The following is a 17,885-nucleotide window of genomic DNA, read 5'->3' on the forward strand; positions in this document are numbered from 1 at the left end:
CGCAACAGCGGGGGAGGAAAGTTATTTCGCCGTTTCTAAATACCGCGTCTTGTCCTCGGCCTTGGCCGGCTTGACCGCGACGTCCGCCGCCGTGCCGAGGGGGCGGGTCCAGGCGGCGAATTCCAGCGCGATGCCGTCGGGATCGTAGAAATAGATCGAGCGCACGAAGGTCGTCGGCGTCCGCTCCAGGCTCGCCTGCATCGGCGATTCGTCGTGGTTGATCACCCGGCTCGCCTTGATGCCCTTGGCGCGGAGCTTTTCGTAATATTCGTCGATCCGCTCCGCCGGCACGTTGATCGCGACATGGTTCATCGATCCGTGGGCGGAGGGTCCCGGGATCATGCCCCGCGCGGCCGAGGCCACACCGGGCGCGGCGTCCGGCGCGCTCGGAAACCAGAAGAAGGCGAGGCTGTCGCCATTGCCGAGATCGAAAAAGAAGTGCTGTCCCATGCCGCCCGGCAGTTCGATGGTCTTGATGAGCGGCATGCCGAGCAGGTTGGAATAGAAATCGACGGTGCGCGCCATGTCCTTGCATACCAGCGCCAGGTGATTGACGCCCTGCAGATCGAACTCTTTATTGACCATGGCCTGCTCCCCGATCCCGCCGGCGAGGCTATCAGAAACCGGCGCGGCCGACGAAGCGGAATCGCTCCGGGTACGGTTAGAGGTTGAGCCGGCGGCTCCGCTCCGTTAGTTCTTTTCGGTCCGGGGGAGTTGGTCGATGGCCGAAACGCGCCGCACGCGCATGGGGCTGGTGCTGTCGGCATCGGCCGCCGGCACCGTGTTCGAGTGGTACGACTTCTTCATTTTCGGCTCGCTGCTGTCGATCGTCAGCCGGCATTTCTTCGCCGGCGCGGGCGAGACCAAGGGCTATATCTTCGCGCTCCTGACCTTCGCGGTCGGCTTCGCGGTGCGGCCGTTCGGCGGTCTGGTGTTCGGTTATTTCGGCGACCGCACGGGGCGCAAGCGCACCTTCCTCTTCACCATCGTCATCATGGGCCTCGCCACTTTCGCCATCGGGCTGCTGCCCGACACCGCGGCGATCGGCGGGCTGGCGCCCTTTCTCCTGATCGCGCTGCGCGTGTTGCAGGGCTTCGCGGTCGGCGGCGAATATGGCGGCGCGGCGGTCTATGTCGCCGAGCATGCCGAGCGCGACCGGCGCGGCGCGGCGACGGGCTGGATCCAGGTCGCCGCCACGGTGGGCCTGTTCCTCGCGCTCTGCGTCATTCTCATCCTGCGCACCGCGATGGGCGAGGACGCCTTCGCCGCCTGGGGCTGGCGCGTGCCGTTCCTGCTGTCGGCGATCCTGCTCGCGATCTCGATCTGGATCAGGCTGAAGCTCGACGAGTCGCCGGCGTTCCGCGCCTTGAAGGAGGCCGGCACGACCTCGCGCGCGCCCTTGTCGGAGACCTTCCTGCGCTGGCGCAATCTGCGCATCGTGCTCGTGGTGCTGATCGGCCTGCTGATGGGCCAGGGCGCGGTCTGGTACACGGCGCAGTTCTACACCCAGTTCTTCCTGGAGCGTGTCATGAAGGTCGAGCCGCGCCTGGTGAACCTTCTGATCCTGAGCGTGACGGTGGCGAGCGCGCTGCTGCATATCTTCTTCGCGCGGCTGTCCGACCGGGTCGGGCGCAAGCCCGTGATGCTGGGCGGGCTTCTGCTCGCCGCCGTCGCGTTCGTGCCGGGCTTCCAGCTCCTGGCGGCGGCGGTCAATCCCGGCCTGACCGAGGCCATCGCGAAGGCGCCGGTCACGGTGTTCGCGGCGCCCGGCGACTGCTCGTTCCAGTTCGACCTTGTCGGCCAGTCGAAATTCGCCAGCTCCTGCGACATCGCCAAGAGCACCCTCGCCAATCTCGGCGTGCCCTATCGCAACGAGGCCACCCCGCCCGGCGAACTGGCGCGCATCCGGGTCGGCACGGCGACTCTGTCGAGCATCGACGGAACGGTGCTGGCGAGCACCGCGCTGGCGACGGCGCAGAAGAATTTCGCCGCCGAGGTGAAGACCTTGCTGGCCGCGGCGGGCTATCCGGCGAAGGCGGATTCGCGCCGGGTCGATTTCCCGCTGGCCTTCGGACTGCTGCTGATTTTCGTGGTCGCGGCGGCCGCGCTTTACGGCCCGCAGGCGGCGGCGCTGGTGGAGCTGTTTCCGACGCGCATCCGCTATTCGGCGCTGTCGCTGCCCTATCATCTGGGGGTGGGCTGGTTCGGCGGTTTCCTGCCGCCCATCGCCTTCGCCATCGTGGCGGCGACGGGCAATCTCTATGCCGGGCTGTGGTACCCGGTGAGCATCGCCGCGATCGGCTTCGTCGTGACGCTGCTGTTCCTGCCCGAGACCAAGGGGCGGGACATCGCGGGATAGGCGATCAGGCGCGCACTTCCAACGGGACGCCGGCTTCGTTCTTGCTCGAATGGATCACCAGCGAGCTCTTCACGCTGGCGACGTTCTTCTCCGCCGTCAGCGTCTCGGTCACGAAACGCTGAAAGCTGGAAAGGTCGGTCGCCACGCATTTCAGCAGGAAATCCACCTCGCCCGACAGCATGTAGCACTCGCGCACCGCCGGCCAGGAACGCACCCGTTCCTCGAAGTGCTTCAGGTCCGTGTCGTGCTGGCTGGAGAGCCGCACGAAGACATAAGCCGTCACCTCGAAGCCCAGTGCCTTGGCGTCAAGATCGGCGTGATAGCCCTGGATGAATCCGGTCTTCTCCAAGGCCCGCATCCGGCGCAAGCATGGCGGCGCGGTAATCTTCGCCCGGCGGGACAGTTCGACATTGGTGATGCGGCCATTCGCCTGAAGTTCGGACAGAATGCGCATATCGATGGAATCGAGCTTGTGATGCTCCACGGCAGGACCTTCGACTGAATGGAAACGGGCGGCATTTAACCCTTCTCGCCCGTCCAGCGCAATAATATTTCTGTAGCGCAAGTTCCCGTCCCGATTCGCCATGTCGCTTTTGCAAAAGTGCCGCGGGGCCGGCCAAATCCCTGCCACAAAACTGCAATTCGGCCTGCTTGACCTTTCGGGCCGGCCTTCCGATATGAGAAGTCTCAGCCAAGGGGCGATGGGCTTTCGGGGCGTGGCCAGGCGGCCGGCGCGCCCTCGGCGTCCGGCTCCCCGCCGAGTCGGAGCGGTCATGTCCCATTCCAAAGTCGTCATCCTCGGCAGCGGCCCGGCCGGTTGCACCGCCGCGGTCTATGCCGCGCGCGCCATGCTGGAGCCGACCTTGATCGCCGGCATCCAGCCGGGCGGCCAGCTCACCATCACCACCGAGGTCGAGAACTATCCCGGCTTCGCCGACGCGATCCAGGGCCCCTGGCTGATGGAGCAGATGCAGGCGCAGGCCGCCCATCTCGGCACCAAGATGGTCCAGGACACGATCGCCGGCGTCGATCTCACCCGCCGGCCGTTCCGGCTCAAGGGAGACAGCGGCACCGACTACACCGCCGACACGCTGATCATCGCCACCGGCGCCAGCGCCAACTGGCTGGGCCTGCCGTCGGAGAGCAAATACCAGGGCTTCGGCGTCAGCGCCTGCGCGACCTGCGACGGCTTCTTCTTCCGCGGCAAGAACGTCGCCGTGGTCGGCGGCGGCAATACCGCGACCGAGGAAGCGCTGTTTCTGACCAATTTCGCCGAGAAGGTCACGCTGATCCACCGCCGCGACAGTTTCCGCGCCGACATGACCAACCAGACCCGCGTGCTGGCGAACCCCAAGATCGAATGCCTGTTCGACACCGAGGTCGTCAATGTCCTGGGTGGCGAGAACCCGAAAGGCGTCACCGGCGTCAAGCTGCGCAACACGATCACCGGCTCGATCCACGATCTCGCGGTGGACGGCCTCTTCATCGCCATCGGCCATTCGCCGGCGACCGAACTGTTCAAGGGCAAGCTGGAGATGGACGAGGCGGGCTACATCAAGACCGCGCCCGATTCGACCCACACCAGCGTCGCCGGCGTGTTCGCCGCGGGCGACGTGAAGGACAAGATTTTCCGCCAGGCCGTGACGGCGGCCGGCATGGGCTGCATGGCGGCGCTGGAAGCCGAGCGCTTCCTCGCCGGCGGGCACTGAAATTATGCGTCACGAACTTTGCATTGAACTATGTAGCTAGGGCCCGCCGGCCCGAATAAGGTAACGAAGATGGACTGGGACAAGCTTCGCATCTTTCACGCGGTCGCCTCGGCGGGCAGCTTCACCCATGCCGGCCAGATGCTGACGCTCAGCCAGTCCGCCGTCAGCCGCCAGATCAGCGCCTTGGAAGAAGAGATCACCACGCCCCTGTTCCAGCGCCACGCCCGCGGCCTGACGCTGACCGACGAGGGCGAGATGCTCTACGCCGCGGTCAGCGACGTGCTGACCCGCCTCGCCCAGGCCGAGGAGGCGCTCAAGAACGTGCGCGAGGCGCCGCGCGGCGCGCTCAAGATCACCTCCAGCCACGGCATCGGCACCTATTGGCTGGTGCCGCGGCTCGACGACTTCCTGAAGGAATACACCGAAGTCGAGGTGCATCTCGTGATGGAGGATCGCGAACTCGATCTGGCGCAGCGCGAGGCCGACATCGCCATCCGCATGCGCGCCCCGGTGCAGGCCGACCTCATCCAACGCAAGCTCTTCACCGTGCATTACCACATGTACGCGACGAAGGAATATCTGGATAAGTACGGCACGCCGCGCACGCTCGACGAGATCGCCGACCACACGGTCATCTCCTATGGCGAGACCGCGGCGCCCGAGATCCGCGAGATCAACTGGCTGCTCGACCAGACGCGGCGGCGCATGAACGGCAAGGGCCGCACGGTGCGCATCAACAACGTCACCGGCATATTGTGCGCGACGGAAGCCGGCCTCGGCATCTCCGCGGTGCCGGATTATGTCGCCGCCAACCGGCCGCACCTGATCCGCGTGTTGCCCGACGTGCCGGGCCCGAGCTTCGACGTGCATCTGGTCTACGCGGACGCCTTGCGGCAATCCAAGCGCGTCGGCGCGTTCCGGGACTTCCTGGTCAAGGCGTCGAAGGACTGGAAGTTCTGATTCTTTGTAATGACAACGACATTACGGCCATGGTAGGGTGACCCTCGGAGGATCGGCCGATGACCGTTCATGAGCCCAAGCGTCGCGAGACGCTGAACATCCGCATTCGCGCCTCCGAGCGCGGATTGATCGACCGCGCCGCCGAGGCAACGGGAAAGACCCGCACGGACTTCATCCTCGAAGCCGCAAGACGCGCCGCGGAAGAGGCGCTTCTCGAGCGAACCTTGTTCCGAGTCAGTCCCGAGGCCTATGCCGAGTTCGTCAAGCGGCTGGATGCACCTCCCAAGCCGAATGCACGCCTGCGCAAGATGCTGGCGAAACGCCCGCCTTGGGAATAGGGGCCATACCGACATCTCCGGAGCCGCTCGATGGCGATCACGAGATCGAAGGCTTCGATTGCGGTGTCCCGTCTCTGGACGATTGGTTGCGGCGGCGCGCGCGCGCCAATCAGGCGAGCGGCGCTTCCCGCACCTTCGTTCTCTGCGAAAGCCGCCGCGTTGTGGGCTATTTCGCACTCGCGTCCGGCGCAATCGAGACGGCCGGCGTCACTGGCCGCTTCCGGCGAAATATGCCTGAACCGGTCCCCGTGGCCGTGCTCGCGCGTCTCGCGATAGCGAGAAGGCTTCATGGGTCGGGCTTCGGATCGCTGCTCGTTCGCGACGCGGCACTGCGCGTGATGCGCGCCGCCGATTACATCGGAATCAGGGGCATGATCGTTCACGCCATATCCGACGAGGCTACGACCTTTTATGAACGGCAGGGTTTCGAAGTATCGCCACTCGATCCCAGGCTCTTGATGGTGACCCTGGCGGATTTGCGCGCCGGCCTGAAACCACCCCCTTGAACCGTCCAAAACCGCACCTACTTCCAATGACGCTGCCGGCCATCCCCCCAAATGCGGCCGGCGGCGCGGTTTTGTGCCCCCAAAGCACTTGACCGGCGCGGGGCCTTCGGGCCCTGCGCATCCCAAGCACACTGACGCCGGGGCCGCGAAAGCTTCCCCGGCGTTTTTTTTGAAAATGTTGACCGGGCACAATACTTAAGGCGTAAACGCCTGTTCCTGATGTCGTCAGCTTTGCGAGGGAGATGAAATCCATGTCTTCGACCGTCATGAAATACGCCGGCCGCTTCCTGGCGCTCGGCCTCGTTTTGTTCGGCCTTACGGCCTGCGGCATCAACGACGTGCCGACCCAGGACGAGCAGGTGAAGGCGGCCTGGAGCGAGGTGCAGAACCAGTACCAGCGCCGCGCCGATCTGATCCCCAACCTGGTCGCGACCGTCAAGGGCTATGCCAAGCAGGAAGAGACCGTGCTGCGCGAAGTCACCGAGGCGCGCGCCCATGCGACCCAGATGACGATCCCGTCCGACATCCTCACCAATCCCGAGAAATTCCACGAGTTCGAGCAGAACCAGGCCGCGATCTCCGGCGCGCTCGGCCGCCTCCTGGCGGTGAGCGAGAACTATCCCGACCTGAAGTCGAACCAGAACTTCCTGGCGCTGCAGGCGCAGCTCGAAGGCACGGAGAACCGCATCACCGTGGCGCGCAAGGATTACATCGACGCGGTGCAGCGCTACAACACCACGCTGCGCACCATCCCGTCGCGCTGGGTGGCGGCGATCTTCTATCCCGACGCCAAGCCGCGCGAGGTGTTCACCACTTCGGAGAAGAACCAGTCCACGCCGACCGTGCAGTTCTGACCATGCGCCTCGGCTCGCGGGTCTTCGCGGTCGCGCTCGCCGCCCTCGCCTTCCTGGCGGTGGCGGCGCGGGCAGCGGCGCTCGACTTCCCGCCGCTGACCGGGCGCGTGGTGGACGAGGCGGCCGTCCTTTCGGACGACACGCGGGAAAAGCTCACCGCGCTCCTGGCCGAGCACGAGAAACAGACCGGCAACCAGGTCGTGGTCGCGACGCTCAAATCGCTGCGCGGCACCACGATCGAGGATTACGGCTACCAGCTCGGCCGCGCCTGGGGCATCGGCCAGAAGGGCCGCAACAACGGCGCCCTCATCATCGTCTCGCCGAGCACCCACGACGTGCGGATCGAGGTCGGCTACGGCCTGGAAGGCACGCTGACCGACGCGCAGAGCGTGCTGATCGTGCAGAACGTGATGCTGCCCGCCTTCCGCAAGGGCGATTACGACACAGGCGTGCTGAACGGCACGCTGGTCACGCTGCAGGCGCTGGGCGGCAAGCCGTCGACCTCGCCCCCCCAGGATTTCCAGTCGCTGCAGCGCGACGCGAGCGACGACGGCGGCGGCGGATTCCACATCCCCATCATCGTCATCATCATCGTGCTGTGGCTCGTCTTCGGGCGCTTCCTCTGGCCGCTGTTCTTCCTCGGCGGCCTGGGCGGCGGGCGCGGCGGCGGCTGGGGCGGTGGCGGCGGTTGGAGCGGCGGCAGCGGTGGAGGGTTCTCCGGCGGCGGCGGCTCGTTCGGCGGCGGCGGCGCCTCGGGGCACTGGTGATGGCGAAGCTGAACCCCGAGGAGAACGCGCGCTTGGCGAAGGCGGTCGATGCCGTGCGCGCCAAGACCTCGGCGCGCTTCGAGCTTCTGATCGTGCCGGTCAGCGACCGCTACGCGCTCTATCCCGTTGCCTATGGCGCCTTCGCCGCGCTGATCGTCGGCGGCCTCCTGGCGGCGGTCCGCCCCGGCCTGCCGCTGGGCGATGCCTTCGCGATCGAGGCCGTCGTCTTCGTGCTGTCCTCGGTGGCGCTGGAATGGCCGCCGCTCAAGCTGTTGCTGGTGCCGCGCCGGCTGAAGCACGAGCGGGCGCGCCAGTTCGCGCATCGCGCCTATGCCGCCCGCATCCTGGCGGCGCACGAGCGCAAGCTGGGCATGGTGGTGTTCGCCTCGCTGGGCGAGCGCTATGTCGAACTCGTCACCGACGACGCGCTGGACCGCCGGATCGGCCAGGACAAATGGAACGCCATCGTCGCGGCGTTCACGGCGACGGCGAAGACCGGCCGGATCGCGGACGGCCTCGAAACCGCGATCGCGGCCTGCGGCGCGCACCTGGCCCAGCATTTCCCGAAGTAAGTTTGATCGCGCGCAATGCCGCCGCGCCGCGCGACTGAGAGCCTGCGCCGTCCATTCGGAGACCGGTCATGTCCGCGCTCACCGACCGGATCCGCCGCATCATCGCGTCCGGCAACGACATGACGATCGCAACGGTCCGGCCCGATGGTTGGCCGCAGGCGGTGACGGTGTCCTATGCCGGCGACGGGCTGGCGATCTATTTCGGCACCGGCGCCGCTTCGCAGAAGGCGCGCAACCTCGCGAAGAACAACAAGGTTTCGCTGACCATCAATCTGCCCTACGCCGATTGGAACCATATCGAGGGCATCTCGGCGGCCGGCCTCGCCACGCGGATCACCGATCCCGCCGAGCTGGCGCGTTTCGGACAAGTCATGCTCGCGAAATTCCCGCAAGTGATGTCCGCCGTGCCGCCGGAAGGCGCCGGCGAGATGGCGATGTTCCGCGTGACGCTCACCGTGGTGTCGGTCCTCGATTACACCAAGGGCTTCGGCCACACCGAGCTTGTGGAGCTCGGCGCGGCCGCGACGGCCTAAGGCTTCAGCGCCCGCGACACGAAGATGTAGCCGAGACCCGTGCTGAGGAAGTTCACCCCCAGCAGGATGCCGAGCGCGATCGTCGAGACCTCCGGCCAGCCCGCCGCGATGACGATCGCCAGGAAGGCACTCGCCAGTCCCGACAGCAGCATGCTCCACCAGCCGGGCAGCGGCCGCAGCTCGAAGGCGAAGAAGATCTCGAACGCGCCCTGGAACATGAACAGGAAGCCCAGCAGCAGCGTCAGCGCGACGGCGCCGGCGAGCGGGCTGAACAGGATGAACACGCCGGCGGCGAGCGACAGCAGGCCGGTGAGCAGCGCGCCGAAGAACGGACCGGTGCCGTGGATCGAGAACGATCCGACGAAGATCAGCGCGCCGCCGAACAGAAGCGTCCAGCCGACAACCAGCGCCGCGACGAGCGTGGAGGCCATCGGAAAGACGATCGCCGCGATCCCCAGCAGAGATAGCGCCAGGCCGAGCCAGAGCAGCCGGCCCGAAGCGCCGCGCACGCGGCCGTGGAAGGGCGTCTCTGTGTTCGTATCGGTCATGATCAAATCCTTGCTGTGAACATCGCGGCAAGACTAGCGCCCGCGCGTGACAGCGGATAGACGGCGGAGCGGCCCTGCCCTGGCCGCTCCGCGCCCCCTCTCACGCCGCCTTGGCCGTCGCCACGACCTGGTCGGCGAGCTTGCCGGTCAGTTCGGCCAAATGGTCGAACGCCGTTTCGAACGTACCCACGCCCTGCGTCAAAGAGCGCAGGTCGATGATCAGGTCGGAGAGCTCCGACTGCGGCATCTGCGCCTCCACCGTGTCCCAGCCCTTCCAGCCCGGCCGTGCGTCGAAGCCCATGAGCTGGCCGCGCCGTCCGCTGACCACCGCATTGACCTTCGCCGTCGCCTCGCTCGGCACGTGGATCTTCACATGCATGATGGATTCGAGCAGCACCGGTGCGCAGTTCGGCATGCCCTCCGTCATCGCGATGCGCGCCGCGGTCTGGAACGCGGCATCGGAGGAATCGACCGCGTGGTACGATCCGTCGGTCAGCGCCACGGCGACATCGACCACCGGAAAGCCGAGCGGTCCGCTCTTGAGATAATCGACGACGCCCTTCTCGACCGAGGGGATCCACTGGCGCGGCACCACGCCGCCCTTGATCTTGTCCTCGAACACGAAACCCGCGCCGCGCGGCAAGGGCCGGATGTCGAGATGCACGTCGCCGAACTGGCCGTGGCCGCCGCTCTGGCGCTTGTGGCGGCCATGCTGCGCCACGCCCTTGCGGATGGTCTCCTTGTAGGGGATGCGGGGGGCACGAACCCTGAGCTTGAGGCCGTATTTGCTCTGCAGCTTCTCGACCGCGACCTTCAGATGGATCTCGCCCTGGCCGACCAGCGCCATCTCCTGAAGCTCGGCGTTCTGGTCGAAGATCAGCGACGGATCCTCCTCGCGCAATTTCGCGATGGCGGAGGTGAGCTTGACCTCGTCCTTGCGGTCGCTCGCTTCGATGGCGAGGCGATAGACCGGCGTGAGCCGTTCGATCAGGGCCTTCGGCAGTTTCGTCTTGCCCGTGGCCAGCGTCTCGCCGGTGACGACGCCTTCGAGGCGGCCGAGCGCGACGATGTCGCCGGCCTGCGCTTCGGCAAGCTTGGTCTGCGCCTCGCCCTTCAGGGCGAAGATGCCGCCGACCCGCGCCTCGCCGCCATCGGCGCGGCGCAAGAGCGCGCCGTCCTTCAGCGTGCCGGATAGCACGCGCGCCAGGCTCAGCTTGCCGCCATGGCTCGAATGATAGGTCTTGAGGATTTGCACCACCGCATCGCCGTTGGTTTCGAGCCCCAGCCGCTTGGCCGCCGCCGAAACCGGCGGCACTTCGTGGCGCAGCGCCTTCAGGAGACGGCGGATGCCGTTATCGCCTTCCGCCGAGCCGAGCAGCACCGGCACGACGAGGCCCTGCGCCAATTCCTTCGCCAGATCGCCGAACACTTCCTCCTTCGGCGGCTCGACGTCGAGCAGCAGTTCCTCCATCAGGTGCTCGTCATAGTCGGCGAGCTTTTCCAGCATCGCGAAGCGCGCCCGCTTCTCGCTGTCCTTGTCGGCGATGTCGACGATCTCGCTGGCGTCGTGCGGGCGGTAGACATAGGCGCGTTCGAGCGCCAGATCGACGAAGCCGGTCACGACATCGTTCTCCCAGATCGGAATCTGGCGCAGCAGCAGCGGCATCTCGCTCGCGTCCTGCAGCATCGTCAGCAGCGCGCGCAGCGAGCCGCTCGCCTTGTCGATCTTGTTGACGAACAGGATATGCGGGATCTTCAGGTCGGCGAGCCGCTTCAGATAGGGCTGCAGCATCTGCAGCTTGGCCGGCTCCGGTTCGCACACCACGATCGCGGCGTCGACGCCCGGCAGCACGTTCAGCGCGTCCGACAGGAATTCGATCGAGCCGGGGCAATCGAGGAAGGTGAAACCCTGGTCGAGATAGCGCGTCGTCGCGCAATTGACCTCGACGCTCATCTGGCGGGCGCGCGCCTCGGGACTGCAATCGCCCACCGTGTTCTTCTGCGCCACCTGGCCTTTTCGCTGCACCGCGCCCGTGACGGAAAGGATGCTCTCCAGCAGCGTGGTCTTGCCGCTGCCATAAGGTCCCACCACGGCCACGGCGCGTGGTTCTCTGCCGCTGGTATGTTGTCCTGACATTTAAGCGCCTCCTGCGGGCCTGCTGCTGGCAGGTCCCTTCCTTGGTCGCGCAACTGACGTTGCGCGACCTTTCTTTGGTCGCGCAACTGACGTTGCGCTCCTGGGCGCGGCGGGCGTGCATCCCGAGTCTTCGGGTCGCGTCACGCGCCCCACTTCGATGGCGCGATGCTCGCGCCGCCACCGGGCGAAGGCAAGGTGTCACCGTTCACAAATCCCGGTAATATGAACCGGCATACCGCAGGTGCGAACGCGTCTTGCGCAATAGTCTGTCGCGGTGCGATTGGAGATTTGCATGAAACCATCGACCCTCGGCTTCGCCGCCGTCGCCGCGGCCTTTCTCGCTTTCGCGCCGGGCGCGCAGGCGCGCTGGACGCCGAGCGGCTCCTACGAGGCGACCTGCCGCCATGTCGATTTCGACGGCGACATGCTGACCGCGAGCTGCCAGCGCCGCGACGGATCCTGGCGCAACACCTGGCTCGACAATGCCGGCGACTGCGACGGGCACATCGCCAACGACAACGGACAGCTCGAATGCAGCCGGCGCGGCTGGCGCGACCGCGGCCGCGATTACGACGTCGGCCCGCGCGGTTCCTATCGAGAGACCTGCCGCAACATCCGCATGGACGGCTACACGCTGCAGGCGACCTGCCAGCGGCGCGACGCAAGCTGGCGCTGGACCTCGCTCGACGGCGCCTATGACTGCGACGGCCGCATCGCGAATTTCGACGGCAGGCTGGTCTGCACGCGCGGGCGGTATTGAGCGGCGCTAAGGCGCCATCGGTTCGAACCGGTGTCCCTTCGCGGCCTTCAGCGCGCCGGCCAGCGCGTCGCCATGGCGTTCCGGCGCGATGCGCGACAGCGCATCGTTTAGGCGCAGGCGCGCGGGATAATGGCCCGCGGGCCCCGGCACGGCGAGGAAGACCGGCGTGCCGCCGCGCAGCACCGCGGTCAGGACGGTGAGGAACGCCGGCCGGCGGATCGCGGGTTCGCCGCCCAGCACGAGGAACTCGATGCCCTCGCTTTGTCCCGCGTCGTGGGGCGAGATGAGGATGCCGCTGCGATCCGGCCGCCAGTCCTCGCCGAGCTCCGGCAGGCCGAACCAGCCGCAGAAATAGCTCCGGCAGATCGGATAGCGCGTCAGGTAGATGCCGCAGCCCGACGCCGTGCAATGAACGCAGGCGACGCCCGGCGCCTTGCGCAGCGCGGCGGTCTCGATGGCGAGCGCGGTGCAGCACACCGTGCATTCGCCGCAGCTTCGCTGAGCCGCCATGGCGCCCTCAATGACCCGCCATAAGGAACGGCACGATCGTCACGCCCGCCAGGGTGCCGTTATAGGCGGCGTGAAAAGCAAAGGGCGGCCACAGCGAGCGGGTGCGCAGCGCCAGCGTCGCGTTGACGACGCCGACCATGCCGATCAGCCCGGTCAGCATCCATCCCTCGATGCCGGGCTGCGTCAGGAAGCGGAAATGCAGCAGCGCAAAGATCGCGGCGCTGGCGAAGACGGCAAGCACGACATGGAGCTTACGGCACAGCCAGCTCAGCACGATGCCGCGGAAATAGAACTCCTCCACGAAGGGCGCGACGGCCGCGACGGTGAAGAGGATGACGGGGAACTGGAACGCCGGGCCCGGCGCGAACATGCGCTCGTTCGGATGGTCGTGCGGCTTGTAGAGGCCGCGCTGGTAGAGCTGCACCAGCGCGACGGTCGTCAGCACCGCGAACGCCGCGCCGCCCAGCGCCGCGAGCAGCAGGACCCAGCCAGGGACGGCGCGATAGCGCGCCACCATCGCGCGGTCGGCGACGCGCCGCGCGATCCGCCACAGGAAGAACACCAGAACGAGGTCCGAGGTCGCGGTGATGAGCTGCGCCGCCACCGGCTGGCGCAGCAGCGCGGGCAGATCGCGCGAGACCTGGGCGCTCGACACGCCGGCGCTGGCCAGGATCGGCAGGGCGACCGCGAAGGCGATGATCGCGAGTCCCAGCCAGACCAGGGCGGCCTCGACCGGCACGGTCACGTCGGTCCATCGCACGAATTCGTATCGCCGCCACGTGCCATCGCGCTCGTCGGCCATCCGCGCTCTCCCACCCGCCAGGCGCCAGCTTAGCGGACGGGCGCGGCGGCGCTATCGCAGGAATGCCACGGAAGGAAGGGAAATGGACGGCCTACCGCAGGCTCGCGCAGAACCGCTGGATGCGGCGGCAGGCTTCTTCCAGGGACTTGGTCGAGGTCGCGTAGGAGATGCGGAAGAACGGCGACAGGCCGAACGCCGCGCCGTGCACCACGGCCACGCCCTCGCTCTCCAGCAGCGCGACGGCGAAGTCCTCGTCGGTCGCGATGGTCTTGCCCTCCGGCGTCTTCTTGCCGATCAGCTTGCGCACCGAGGGATAGACGTAGAACGCGCCCTCGGGCTTGGGACACTCGATCCCGGCCGCCTGGTTCAGCATCGAGACCACGAGGTCGCGGCGCTCCTCGAAGATCTTCTGGAATTTCGGGATGAAATCCTGCGGCCCGTTCAGCGCCTCCACGCTCGCCCATTGCGAGATCGACGCGGCGTTCGACGCCGACTGCGATTGCAGCTTGGCCATCGCCTTGATCAAGGGCTCCGGCCCGCCGCAATAGCCGATGCGCCAGCCGGTCATCGAATAGGCCTTCGACACGCCGTTCATCGTCAGCGTGCGGTCGTAGAGGCCGGGCTCGACCTCGGCGATGGTCGAGAACTTGAACCCGCCATAGACCAGATGCTCGTACATGTCGTCGGTCAGGATCCAGACCTGGGGATGGCGCAGCAGCACGTCGGTCAGCGCCTTGAGCTGCTCGCGCGTGTAGCAGGCCCCCGTCGGGTTGGACGGCTGGTTGAAGACCAGCCATTTGGTCTTGGGCGTGATCGCCGCTTCCAGCGCCGCCGGCGTCAGGCGGAAGCCATCTTCCAGCCGGGTCTCGACGATCACCGGCGTGCCGCCGGCCAAGAGCACGATGTCGGGATAGGACACCCAATAGGGCGCGACGCAGATCGCCTCGTCGCCCGGGTTCAGCGTCGCCAAGAGCGCGTTGAACACGATCGCCTTGCCGCCGGGCGAAACGAAGGTCTGCGCGATCGCATAGTCGAGATTGTTCTCGCGCTTGAATTTCTTGACGATCGCGGCGCGCAGTTCGGGGATGCCCTCGACCGCGGTGTATTTGGTCTCGCCGCGGCGGATGGCGGCGATGGCCGCTTCCTTGATGTTGTCCGGCGTGTCGTGGTCGGGCTCGCCCATGGCCAGGCCGATAATGTCGCGGCCCGCCGCCTTCAGGTCGCGCGCCTTCTGCGACGCCGCGATGGTCGGCGAGGGCTGGATGCGCTGGAGCGATTCGGCGAGGAAGCCTTTGGGCAGGGGCGGCATGGCGATCCGACTTTCACGAGCGAGGCGTTGACCTATCAATCCTTGCCCGCCGCGCCAAGGACAAAGAACCGCCGCCGGGCCGGTATGAGCGTTTCGCCGGTCCGAAATGGGAATATTCTTGTGCCGCCGATTCGTCGTGAGGCGTCATGCGTCCGCTGCTCGCGCTCCTGTTCGCCGCCCTGCTTCTTGCGTCCTGTTCCAGGAACCCGCCGCCGGCGGGCCGCTGGGAGGGCGCGTTCGACGACGGCACGACCTTCGTCGCGGCGCGGCTGGAGATCGAGACCGACGGCACCGTGCGGGTGAGCGCGCCCGACGTGGTCGACACCGGCATCGCGAGCGAGGACGACCGCGCGGCGATGCGCCAGAATATGAGCGCCCGGCTGGCCGGCGCCTGGGGCGAGGTGGCGCCCCGGCCGATGGATTTCGACGGCACGACCTTCCGCAAGCCCGGCGGCATCGCGCCGCAGATCGAATGGGACGCGACGACCAAGACGATGACGCTCTACGTCTATATCGGCACGCAGCCGGCGCTGAAGATCCCGCTGCACCCGGTCGGCGACTTCACGGACAATCCGTGGGGGCGTTAGGGCACCAAAGGCGCGCCCGCGCGCAAATAAATAAAGCTGTCATGCCCCGCGAATGCGGGGCACCCAGTTGACGTTTGCACCGGCGGCGCAGATTTCACCTGGGTCCGCCGTTCGTACGCTGTCGCTACGAACTCGCGGCGGATGACAGCGGGTGGGCCTTTCCGATTCTGACCACTACCGCCGCACCGCTCGCAACAGCGGCCGCTTGGGTTCCGCCGCCTCCTCCGGCTGGTACTCCAGGATATCGCCCGGCTGGCAGTCAAGGACGCGGCAGAGCGATTCCAGCGTCGAGAAGCGGATCGCCCGCGCCCGTCCCGTCTTCAGGATCGACAGATTGGCCAGCGAGATGTCGACCGCCGCCGACAGGTCGGTCAGCTTCATCTTCCGCCGCGCCAGCATGATGTCGAGATTGACCACGATTCCCATGGCTAAACCGTGCCGCGCACGTCTTCGGCGAGCGCGTTCGCCTCGTGCACGATGCGCGCGATCAGCACGGTGAACACGCCGGCGAGCACCATCGCGATGTTGATCCCGCCGCCCGCCACCAGCGGCAGCGGACCGACAGGGTCCGGGCCGACCAGCGACAGCGCCGCGTTGCGCAGCAGCGCGAAGATGTCGACCTGCGGCAGGAAACCGAGCGCGGCCACGGACAGCCCGACAAGCTGGAGCCGGCGCACGGTGGCCTCGGCGAAGACCGAGCCCTGCTCGAACGCTTTCAGCAGCCGCTCGATGTTGAACAGGATGCCGAGCACGAACAGCAGCGACAGCACCGACAGCGCGACATCGCCCGCGCCCGGCGGCGGCGCGTCGACGCGGCTGCGCACGACCAGTTGCGGCGGCAACGGCACGACCTGCGCCGCCGGATCGAGCTCGGGATCGCCCGCGACGGAGAAATCGGCCTTGATGAAGCCGCTGTGCTGCGGCGGCGCCGGAAGCTGGGTCTTCGGCGTGTCGGGCTGCTCGCCCGGCTTCAGGTCGCGCTCGGTGCGCGTGCATTTGCGATTCCCGTTCGTCGTGGCGCATTGGACGATCACCTCATGGCGCGTGCCCGGCGCATCCGCGTGCAGTCGCAGGATGCCGTCCTCGTCCCGCAGATACATCACATCGCGGCCGGCGCCGCCGACGCTGAGCGCATAGATCGCGGCGAGCGGCACCAGGACGAGAAGCACGAGAATCAGAAGACGCAGGAGCCGGCTGGCACGCTCCGCGGTGGCCCAGTGAAACGGCGACATGGATGTTCCCCTCTAGGACGGCGTGGGAAACCTCGCCGCGTTCGCGACGATTGTCAATAAATATTTATCGATTATCGATATTACGTCGCCGTCACTTCAGGAACGAAAAATAGGCCGCCAGCGCCAGGCAGGCGAAGGCCGCCGCATGGTTCCAGCGAATCGCCTCGCCCAGATAGGTGATCGAGAAGATCGCGAACACGATCAGGGTGACGATCTCCTGGATGGTCTTGAGCTGGACCGGCGAATAGACGCGCTGGCCGAAATGATTGGCCGGGACCGCGAAGCAATATTCGAAGAACGCGATGCCCCAGCCGGCGAGCACCAGAAGCCACACCGGCGTCGTGGGGAAGCGCAGCTGCCCGTACCAGGCGAAGGTCATGAAAACATTGGAGACGCACAAAAGCAGGATCGGATAGATCGTCGACCAGGTCATGGATCGCCCTCGCGGAGAAACGCCAAAACGCATGCTCGCGCGCCATTCCCGCCGTGGACGGACGGCACGCACAAGTGGCATGATGGCAGGGTTCACTGCGTGGAGGCAGCCATGAACGCCCACATCGCGCTCGCCGCGGCCCTTGCCGCGCTGTTCGCCGCGCCGTCGGCCGAGGCCGCGGTTTCCGTGGTCGGCGGCGGGCCGGCGCAGTTCTGCTACCAGGGCGCCGAGAGCGGCTCCAGGCCGGAAGATTTCCTCCTCTACTGCAACATAGCGCTGGGCAGCGGGCTGAACGACGCGGACCGCGCCGCGACCTATGTCAATCGCGGCGTGCTGAAGATGGCGATGGCCAAATACGATTCGGCGGCCGACGATTTCACGGCCGGCCTGGCGATCAACGACAAGATGGGCGAGGGCTATATCGATCTGGGCGCGACGCAGATCGCGCATAAGCGCTTCGCCGAGGCGATCGCCAATATCAACAAGGGCTTGGCGCTGGGCACGAAACAGCCGCAGAACGCCTATTTCGACCGCGCGATCGCCGACGAGGCGCTCGGCAACTTGCAGGCCGCCTATGACGATTACCGCCAGGCCCTGGCGGTCGCGCCGGATTTCACCCTGGCGAGCGACCAATTGAAGCGCTTCAAGATCGTCGAAAAGCCAAGCGGAACCTGAACGCGCGCCGGATTGCCGATTATTGTTTCGCGAGCGCCCGCCGTGCACCGCCCGGGCGACACTGCGTTACAAATCGCGGCTTTCCCCGTTTCTCTTGCGATTGCACAATAGTGTCGTCACCGTGTGTGATTTTGCCCGTGTCCTAAAGGCGCTCCAGTCCGGACACGGTCGAAGGGCGGCTGGACCGGCTGAGACGCCCCCAAGTCGAGGCATTCGGTCCGGCCGCCCGCGTTTTCCCGGCAGAGATCGTGATTGTCGCGGGCCTTGGTGCGGGTGTACTGCTTGCGTCCCGGT

The 17,885-nt window shown here is 66.7% G+C and carries 22 protein-coding genes; 12 read left to right on the plus strand and 10 right to left on the minus strand.

The window, feature by feature from the left end:
- Nucleotides 1–21: 21 nt before the first annotated feature.
- Complete coding sequence (locus WDM86_21985; protein MEI9992690.1) at nucleotides 22–585, minus strand: VOC family protein; 564 nt, start codon at nucleotides 583–585, stop codon at nucleotides 22–24.
- Between the two features lie 136 nt (nucleotides 586–721).
- Between WDM86_21985 and WDM86_21990 the strand changes: the two genes are divergently transcribed.
- Nucleotides 722–2,359, plus strand: coding sequence for an MFS transporter (locus tag WDM86_21990; protein MEI9992691.1), 1,638 nt, complete (start codon nucleotides 722–724; stop codon nucleotides 2,357–2,359).
- A gap of 4 nt (nucleotides 2,360–2,363) precedes the next feature.
- Here WDM86_21990 and WDM86_21995 read toward each other — a convergent pair whose 3' ends face one another.
- Nucleotides 2,364–2,843, minus strand: a complete 480-nt coding sequence (locus WDM86_21995; GenBank protein MEI9992692.1) for an Lrp/AsnC family transcriptional regulator — start codon at nucleotides 2,841–2,843, stop codon at nucleotides 2,364–2,366.
- 289 nt (nucleotides 2,844–3,132) lie between these two features.
- Here WDM86_21995 and trxB point away from each other — a divergent pair, with 289 nt between their 5' ends.
- The 8 genes from trxB (at nucleotide 3,133) to WDM86_22035 (ending at nucleotide 8,598) form a co-directional block, all read left to right on the plus strand.
- A complete protein-coding gene (gene trxB, locus WDM86_22000; protein MEI9992693.1) occupies nucleotides 3,133–4,068 on the plus strand; it encodes a thioredoxin-disulfide reductase in 936 nt (311 codons plus the stop codon).
- 69 nt (nucleotides 4,069–4,137) lie between these two features.
- The gene (locus tag WDM86_22005; GenBank protein MEI9992694.1) at nucleotides 4,138–5,028 is read left to right on the plus strand and encodes a LysR family transcriptional regulator; all 891 of its coding nucleotides are present in this window, start codon (nucleotides 4,138–4,140) and stop codon (nucleotides 5,026–5,028) included.
- Nucleotides 5,029–5,087: 59 nt separating this feature from the next.
- Nucleotides 5,088–5,366: a DUF1778 domain-containing protein gene (locus WDM86_22010; protein MEI9992695.1), complete on the plus strand. Its 279-nt coding sequence runs from the start codon at nucleotides 5,088–5,090 to the stop codon at nucleotides 5,364–5,366.
- Entirely contained in the window at nucleotides 5,357–5,872 is a 516-nt protein-coding gene (locus tag WDM86_22015; protein MEI9992696.1) for a GNAT family N-acetyltransferase, read from the plus strand. Before WDM86_22010 ends, WDM86_22015 begins: the two co-directional genes overlap by 10 nt.
- A gap of 251 nt (nucleotides 5,873–6,123) precedes the next feature.
- The gene (locus tag WDM86_22020; protein MEI9992697.1) at nucleotides 6,124–6,726 is read left to right on the plus strand and encodes a LemA family protein; all 603 of its coding nucleotides are present in this window, start codon (nucleotides 6,124–6,126) and stop codon (nucleotides 6,724–6,726) included.
- Between the two features lie 2 nt (nucleotides 6,727–6,728).
- Nucleotides 6,729–7,493, plus strand: a complete 765-nt coding sequence (locus tag WDM86_22025; protein MEI9992698.1) for a TPM domain-containing protein — start codon at nucleotides 6,729–6,731, stop codon at nucleotides 7,491–7,493.
- Complete coding sequence (locus WDM86_22030) at nucleotides 7,493–8,065, plus strand: hypothetical protein (GenBank protein MEI9992699.1); 573 nt, start codon at nucleotides 7,493–7,495, stop codon at nucleotides 8,063–8,065. The genes WDM86_22025 and WDM86_22030 overlap by 1 nt, the downstream gene beginning before the upstream one ends.
- Before the next feature lie 68 nt (nucleotides 8,066–8,133).
- Entirely contained in the window at nucleotides 8,134–8,598 is a 465-nt protein-coding gene (locus WDM86_22035) for a pyridoxamine 5'-phosphate oxidase family protein (protein MEI9992700.1), read from the plus strand.
- Here WDM86_22035 and WDM86_22040 read toward each other — a convergent pair.
- The gene (locus tag WDM86_22040) at nucleotides 8,595–9,146 is read right to left on the minus strand and encodes an HdeD family acid-resistance protein (GenBank protein MEI9992701.1); all 552 of its coding nucleotides are present in this window, start codon (nucleotides 9,144–9,146) and stop codon (nucleotides 8,595–8,597) included. The two genes, WDM86_22035 and WDM86_22040, sit on opposite strands and share 4 nt — an antisense overlap.
- Nucleotides 9,147–9,246: 100 nt before the next feature.
- The gene (locus tag WDM86_22045) at nucleotides 9,247–11,283 is read right to left on the minus strand and encodes an elongation factor G (GenBank protein MEI9992702.1); all 2,037 of its coding nucleotides are present in this window, start codon (nucleotides 11,281–11,283) and stop codon (nucleotides 9,247–9,249) included.
- A 292-nt stretch (nucleotides 11,284–11,575) separates the two neighbouring features.
- Between WDM86_22045 and WDM86_22050 the strand changes: the two genes are divergently transcribed.
- Nucleotides 11,576–12,043, plus strand: coding sequence for a CVNH domain-containing protein (locus WDM86_22050; protein MEI9992703.1), 468 nt, complete (start codon nucleotides 11,576–11,578; stop codon nucleotides 12,041–12,043).
- Between the two features lie 6 nt (nucleotides 12,044–12,049).
- Here WDM86_22050 and WDM86_22055 read toward each other — a convergent pair whose 3' ends face one another.
- The 3 genes from WDM86_22055 to WDM86_22065 all read right to left on the minus strand — a co-directional run bounded on the left by WDM86_22055 (nucleotide 12,050) and on the right by WDM86_22065 (nucleotide 14,664).
- On the minus strand, nucleotides 12,050–12,553 hold the full coding sequence (locus tag WDM86_22055) for a hypothetical protein (GenBank protein MEI9992704.1): 504 nt from the start codon (nucleotides 12,551–12,553) through the stop codon (nucleotides 12,050–12,052).
- A gap of 7 nt (nucleotides 12,554–12,560) precedes the next feature.
- Nucleotides 12,561–13,355, minus strand: a complete 795-nt coding sequence (locus WDM86_22060) for a CPBP family intramembrane glutamic endopeptidase (protein ID MEI9992705.1) — start codon at nucleotides 13,353–13,355, stop codon at nucleotides 12,561–12,563.
- A gap of 91 nt (nucleotides 13,356–13,446) precedes the next feature.
- The gene (locus WDM86_22065; protein ID MEI9992706.1) at nucleotides 13,447–14,664 is read right to left on the minus strand and encodes a pyridoxal phosphate-dependent aminotransferase; all 1,218 of its coding nucleotides are present in this window, start codon (nucleotides 14,662–14,664) and stop codon (nucleotides 13,447–13,449) included.
- Nucleotides 14,665–14,810: 146 nt separating this feature from the next.
- Here WDM86_22065 and WDM86_22070 point away from each other — a divergent pair, with 146 nt between their 5' ends.
- Entirely contained in the window at nucleotides 14,811–15,251 is a 441-nt protein-coding gene (locus WDM86_22070; GenBank protein MEI9992707.1) for a hypothetical protein, read from the plus strand.
- Nucleotides 15,252–15,425: 174 nt separating this feature from the next.
- On the opposite strand, the gene WDM86_22075 is transcribed toward WDM86_22070, so the two are convergent.
- The 3 genes from WDM86_22075 to WDM86_22085 form a co-directional block, all read right to left on the minus strand.
- Complete coding sequence (locus WDM86_22075; protein ID MEI9992708.1) at nucleotides 15,426–15,677, minus strand: helix-turn-helix transcriptional regulator; 252 nt, start codon at nucleotides 15,675–15,677, stop codon at nucleotides 15,426–15,428.
- A 2-nt stretch (nucleotides 15,678–15,679) separates the two neighbouring features.
- Entirely contained in the window at nucleotides 15,680–16,483 is an 804-nt protein-coding gene (locus tag WDM86_22080) for a DUF2975 domain-containing protein (GenBank protein MEI9992709.1), read from the minus strand.
- Between the two features lie 91 nt (nucleotides 16,484–16,574).
- Nucleotides 16,575–16,916 carry a DMT family protein gene (locus WDM86_22085; GenBank protein ID MEI9992710.1) on the minus strand — a complete coding sequence of 114 codons (342 nt, stop codon included), beginning with the start codon at nucleotides 16,914–16,916 and terminating at the stop codon, nucleotides 16,575–16,577.
- 111 nt (nucleotides 16,917–17,027) lie between these two features.
- Between WDM86_22085 and WDM86_22090 the strand changes: the two genes are divergently transcribed.
- Nucleotides 17,028–17,591, plus strand: coding sequence for a hypothetical protein (locus WDM86_22090; GenBank protein MEI9992711.1), 564 nt, complete (start codon nucleotides 17,028–17,030; stop codon nucleotides 17,589–17,591).
- Nucleotides 17,592–17,885 lie beyond the last annotated feature (294 nt).

Origin of the sequence: Rhizomicrobium sp. (assembly GCA_037200045.1) — a bacterium.
Classification (GTDB): Bacteria; Pseudomonadota; Alphaproteobacteria; order Micropepsales; family Micropepsaceae; genus Rhizomicrobium.

Coding starts and splice junctions, on each gene's coding strand:
- WDM86_22025 (MEI9992698.1), top strand. CDS start 6,729: ATGCGCCTCGGCTCGCGGGTCTTCGCGGTCGCGCTCGCCGCCCTCGCC.
- WDM86_21990 (MEI9992691.1), top strand. CDS start 722: ATGGCCGAAACGCGCCGCACGCGCATGGGGCTGGTGCTGTCGGCATCG.
- WDM86_22075 (MEI9992708.1), bottom strand. CDS start 15,677: ATGGGAATCGTGGTCAATCTCGACATCATGCTGGCGCGGCGGAAGATG.
- WDM86_22030 (MEI9992699.1), top strand. CDS start 7,493: ATGGCGAAGCTGAACCCCGAGGAGAACGCGCGCTTGGCGAAGGCGGTC.
- WDM86_22035 (MEI9992700.1), top strand. CDS start 8,134: ATGTCCGCGCTCACCGACCGGATCCGCCGCATCATCGCGTCCGGCAAC.
- WDM86_22050 (MEI9992703.1), top strand. CDS start 11,576: ATGAAACCATCGACCCTCGGCTTCGCCGCCGTCGCCGCGGCCTTTCTC.
- WDM86_22080 (MEI9992709.1), bottom strand. CDS start 16,483: ATGTCGCCGTTTCACTGGGCCACCGCGGAGCGTGCCAGCCGGCTCCTG.
- WDM86_22065 (MEI9992706.1), bottom strand. CDS start 14,664: ATGCCGCCCCTGCCCAAAGGCTTCCTCGCCGAATCGCTCCAGCGCATC.
- WDM86_22020 (MEI9992697.1), top strand. CDS start 6,124: ATGTCTTCGACCGTCATGAAATACGCCGGCCGCTTCCTGGCGCTCGGC.
- trxB (MEI9992693.1), top strand. CDS start 3,133: ATGTCCCATTCCAAAGTCGTCATCCTCGGCAGCGGCCCGGCCGGTTGC.
- WDM86_22055 (MEI9992704.1), bottom strand. CDS start 12,553: ATGGCGGCTCAGCGAAGCTGCGGCGAATGCACGGTGTGCTGCACCGCG.
- WDM86_22010 (MEI9992695.1), top strand. CDS start 5,088: ATGACCGTTCATGAGCCCAAGCGTCGCGAGACGCTGAACATCCGCATT.
- WDM86_21985 (MEI9992690.1), bottom strand. CDS start 585: ATGGTCAATAAAGAGTTCGATCTGCAGGGCGTCAATCACCTGGCGCTG.
- WDM86_22060 (MEI9992705.1), bottom strand. CDS start 13,355: ATGGCCGACGAGCGCGATGGCACGTGGCGGCGATACGAATTCGTGCGA.
- WDM86_22040 (MEI9992701.1), bottom strand. CDS start 9,146: ATGACCGATACGAACACAGAGACGCCCTTCCACGGCCGCGTGCGCGGC.
- WDM86_22045 (MEI9992702.1), bottom strand. CDS start 11,283: ATGTCAGGACAACATACCAGCGGCAGAGAACCACGCGCCGTGGCCGTG.
- WDM86_22005 (MEI9992694.1), top strand. CDS start 4,138: ATGGACTGGGACAAGCTTCGCATCTTTCACGCGGTCGCCTCGGCGGGC.
- WDM86_22085 (MEI9992710.1), bottom strand. CDS start 16,916: ATGACCTGGTCGACGATCTATCCGATCCTGCTTTTGTGCGTCTCCAAT.
- WDM86_22070 (MEI9992707.1), top strand. CDS start 14,811: ATGCGTCCGCTGCTCGCGCTCCTGTTCGCCGCCCTGCTTCTTGCGTCC.
- WDM86_22090 (MEI9992711.1), top strand. CDS start 17,028: ATGAACGCCCACATCGCGCTCGCCGCGGCCCTTGCCGCGCTGTTCGCC.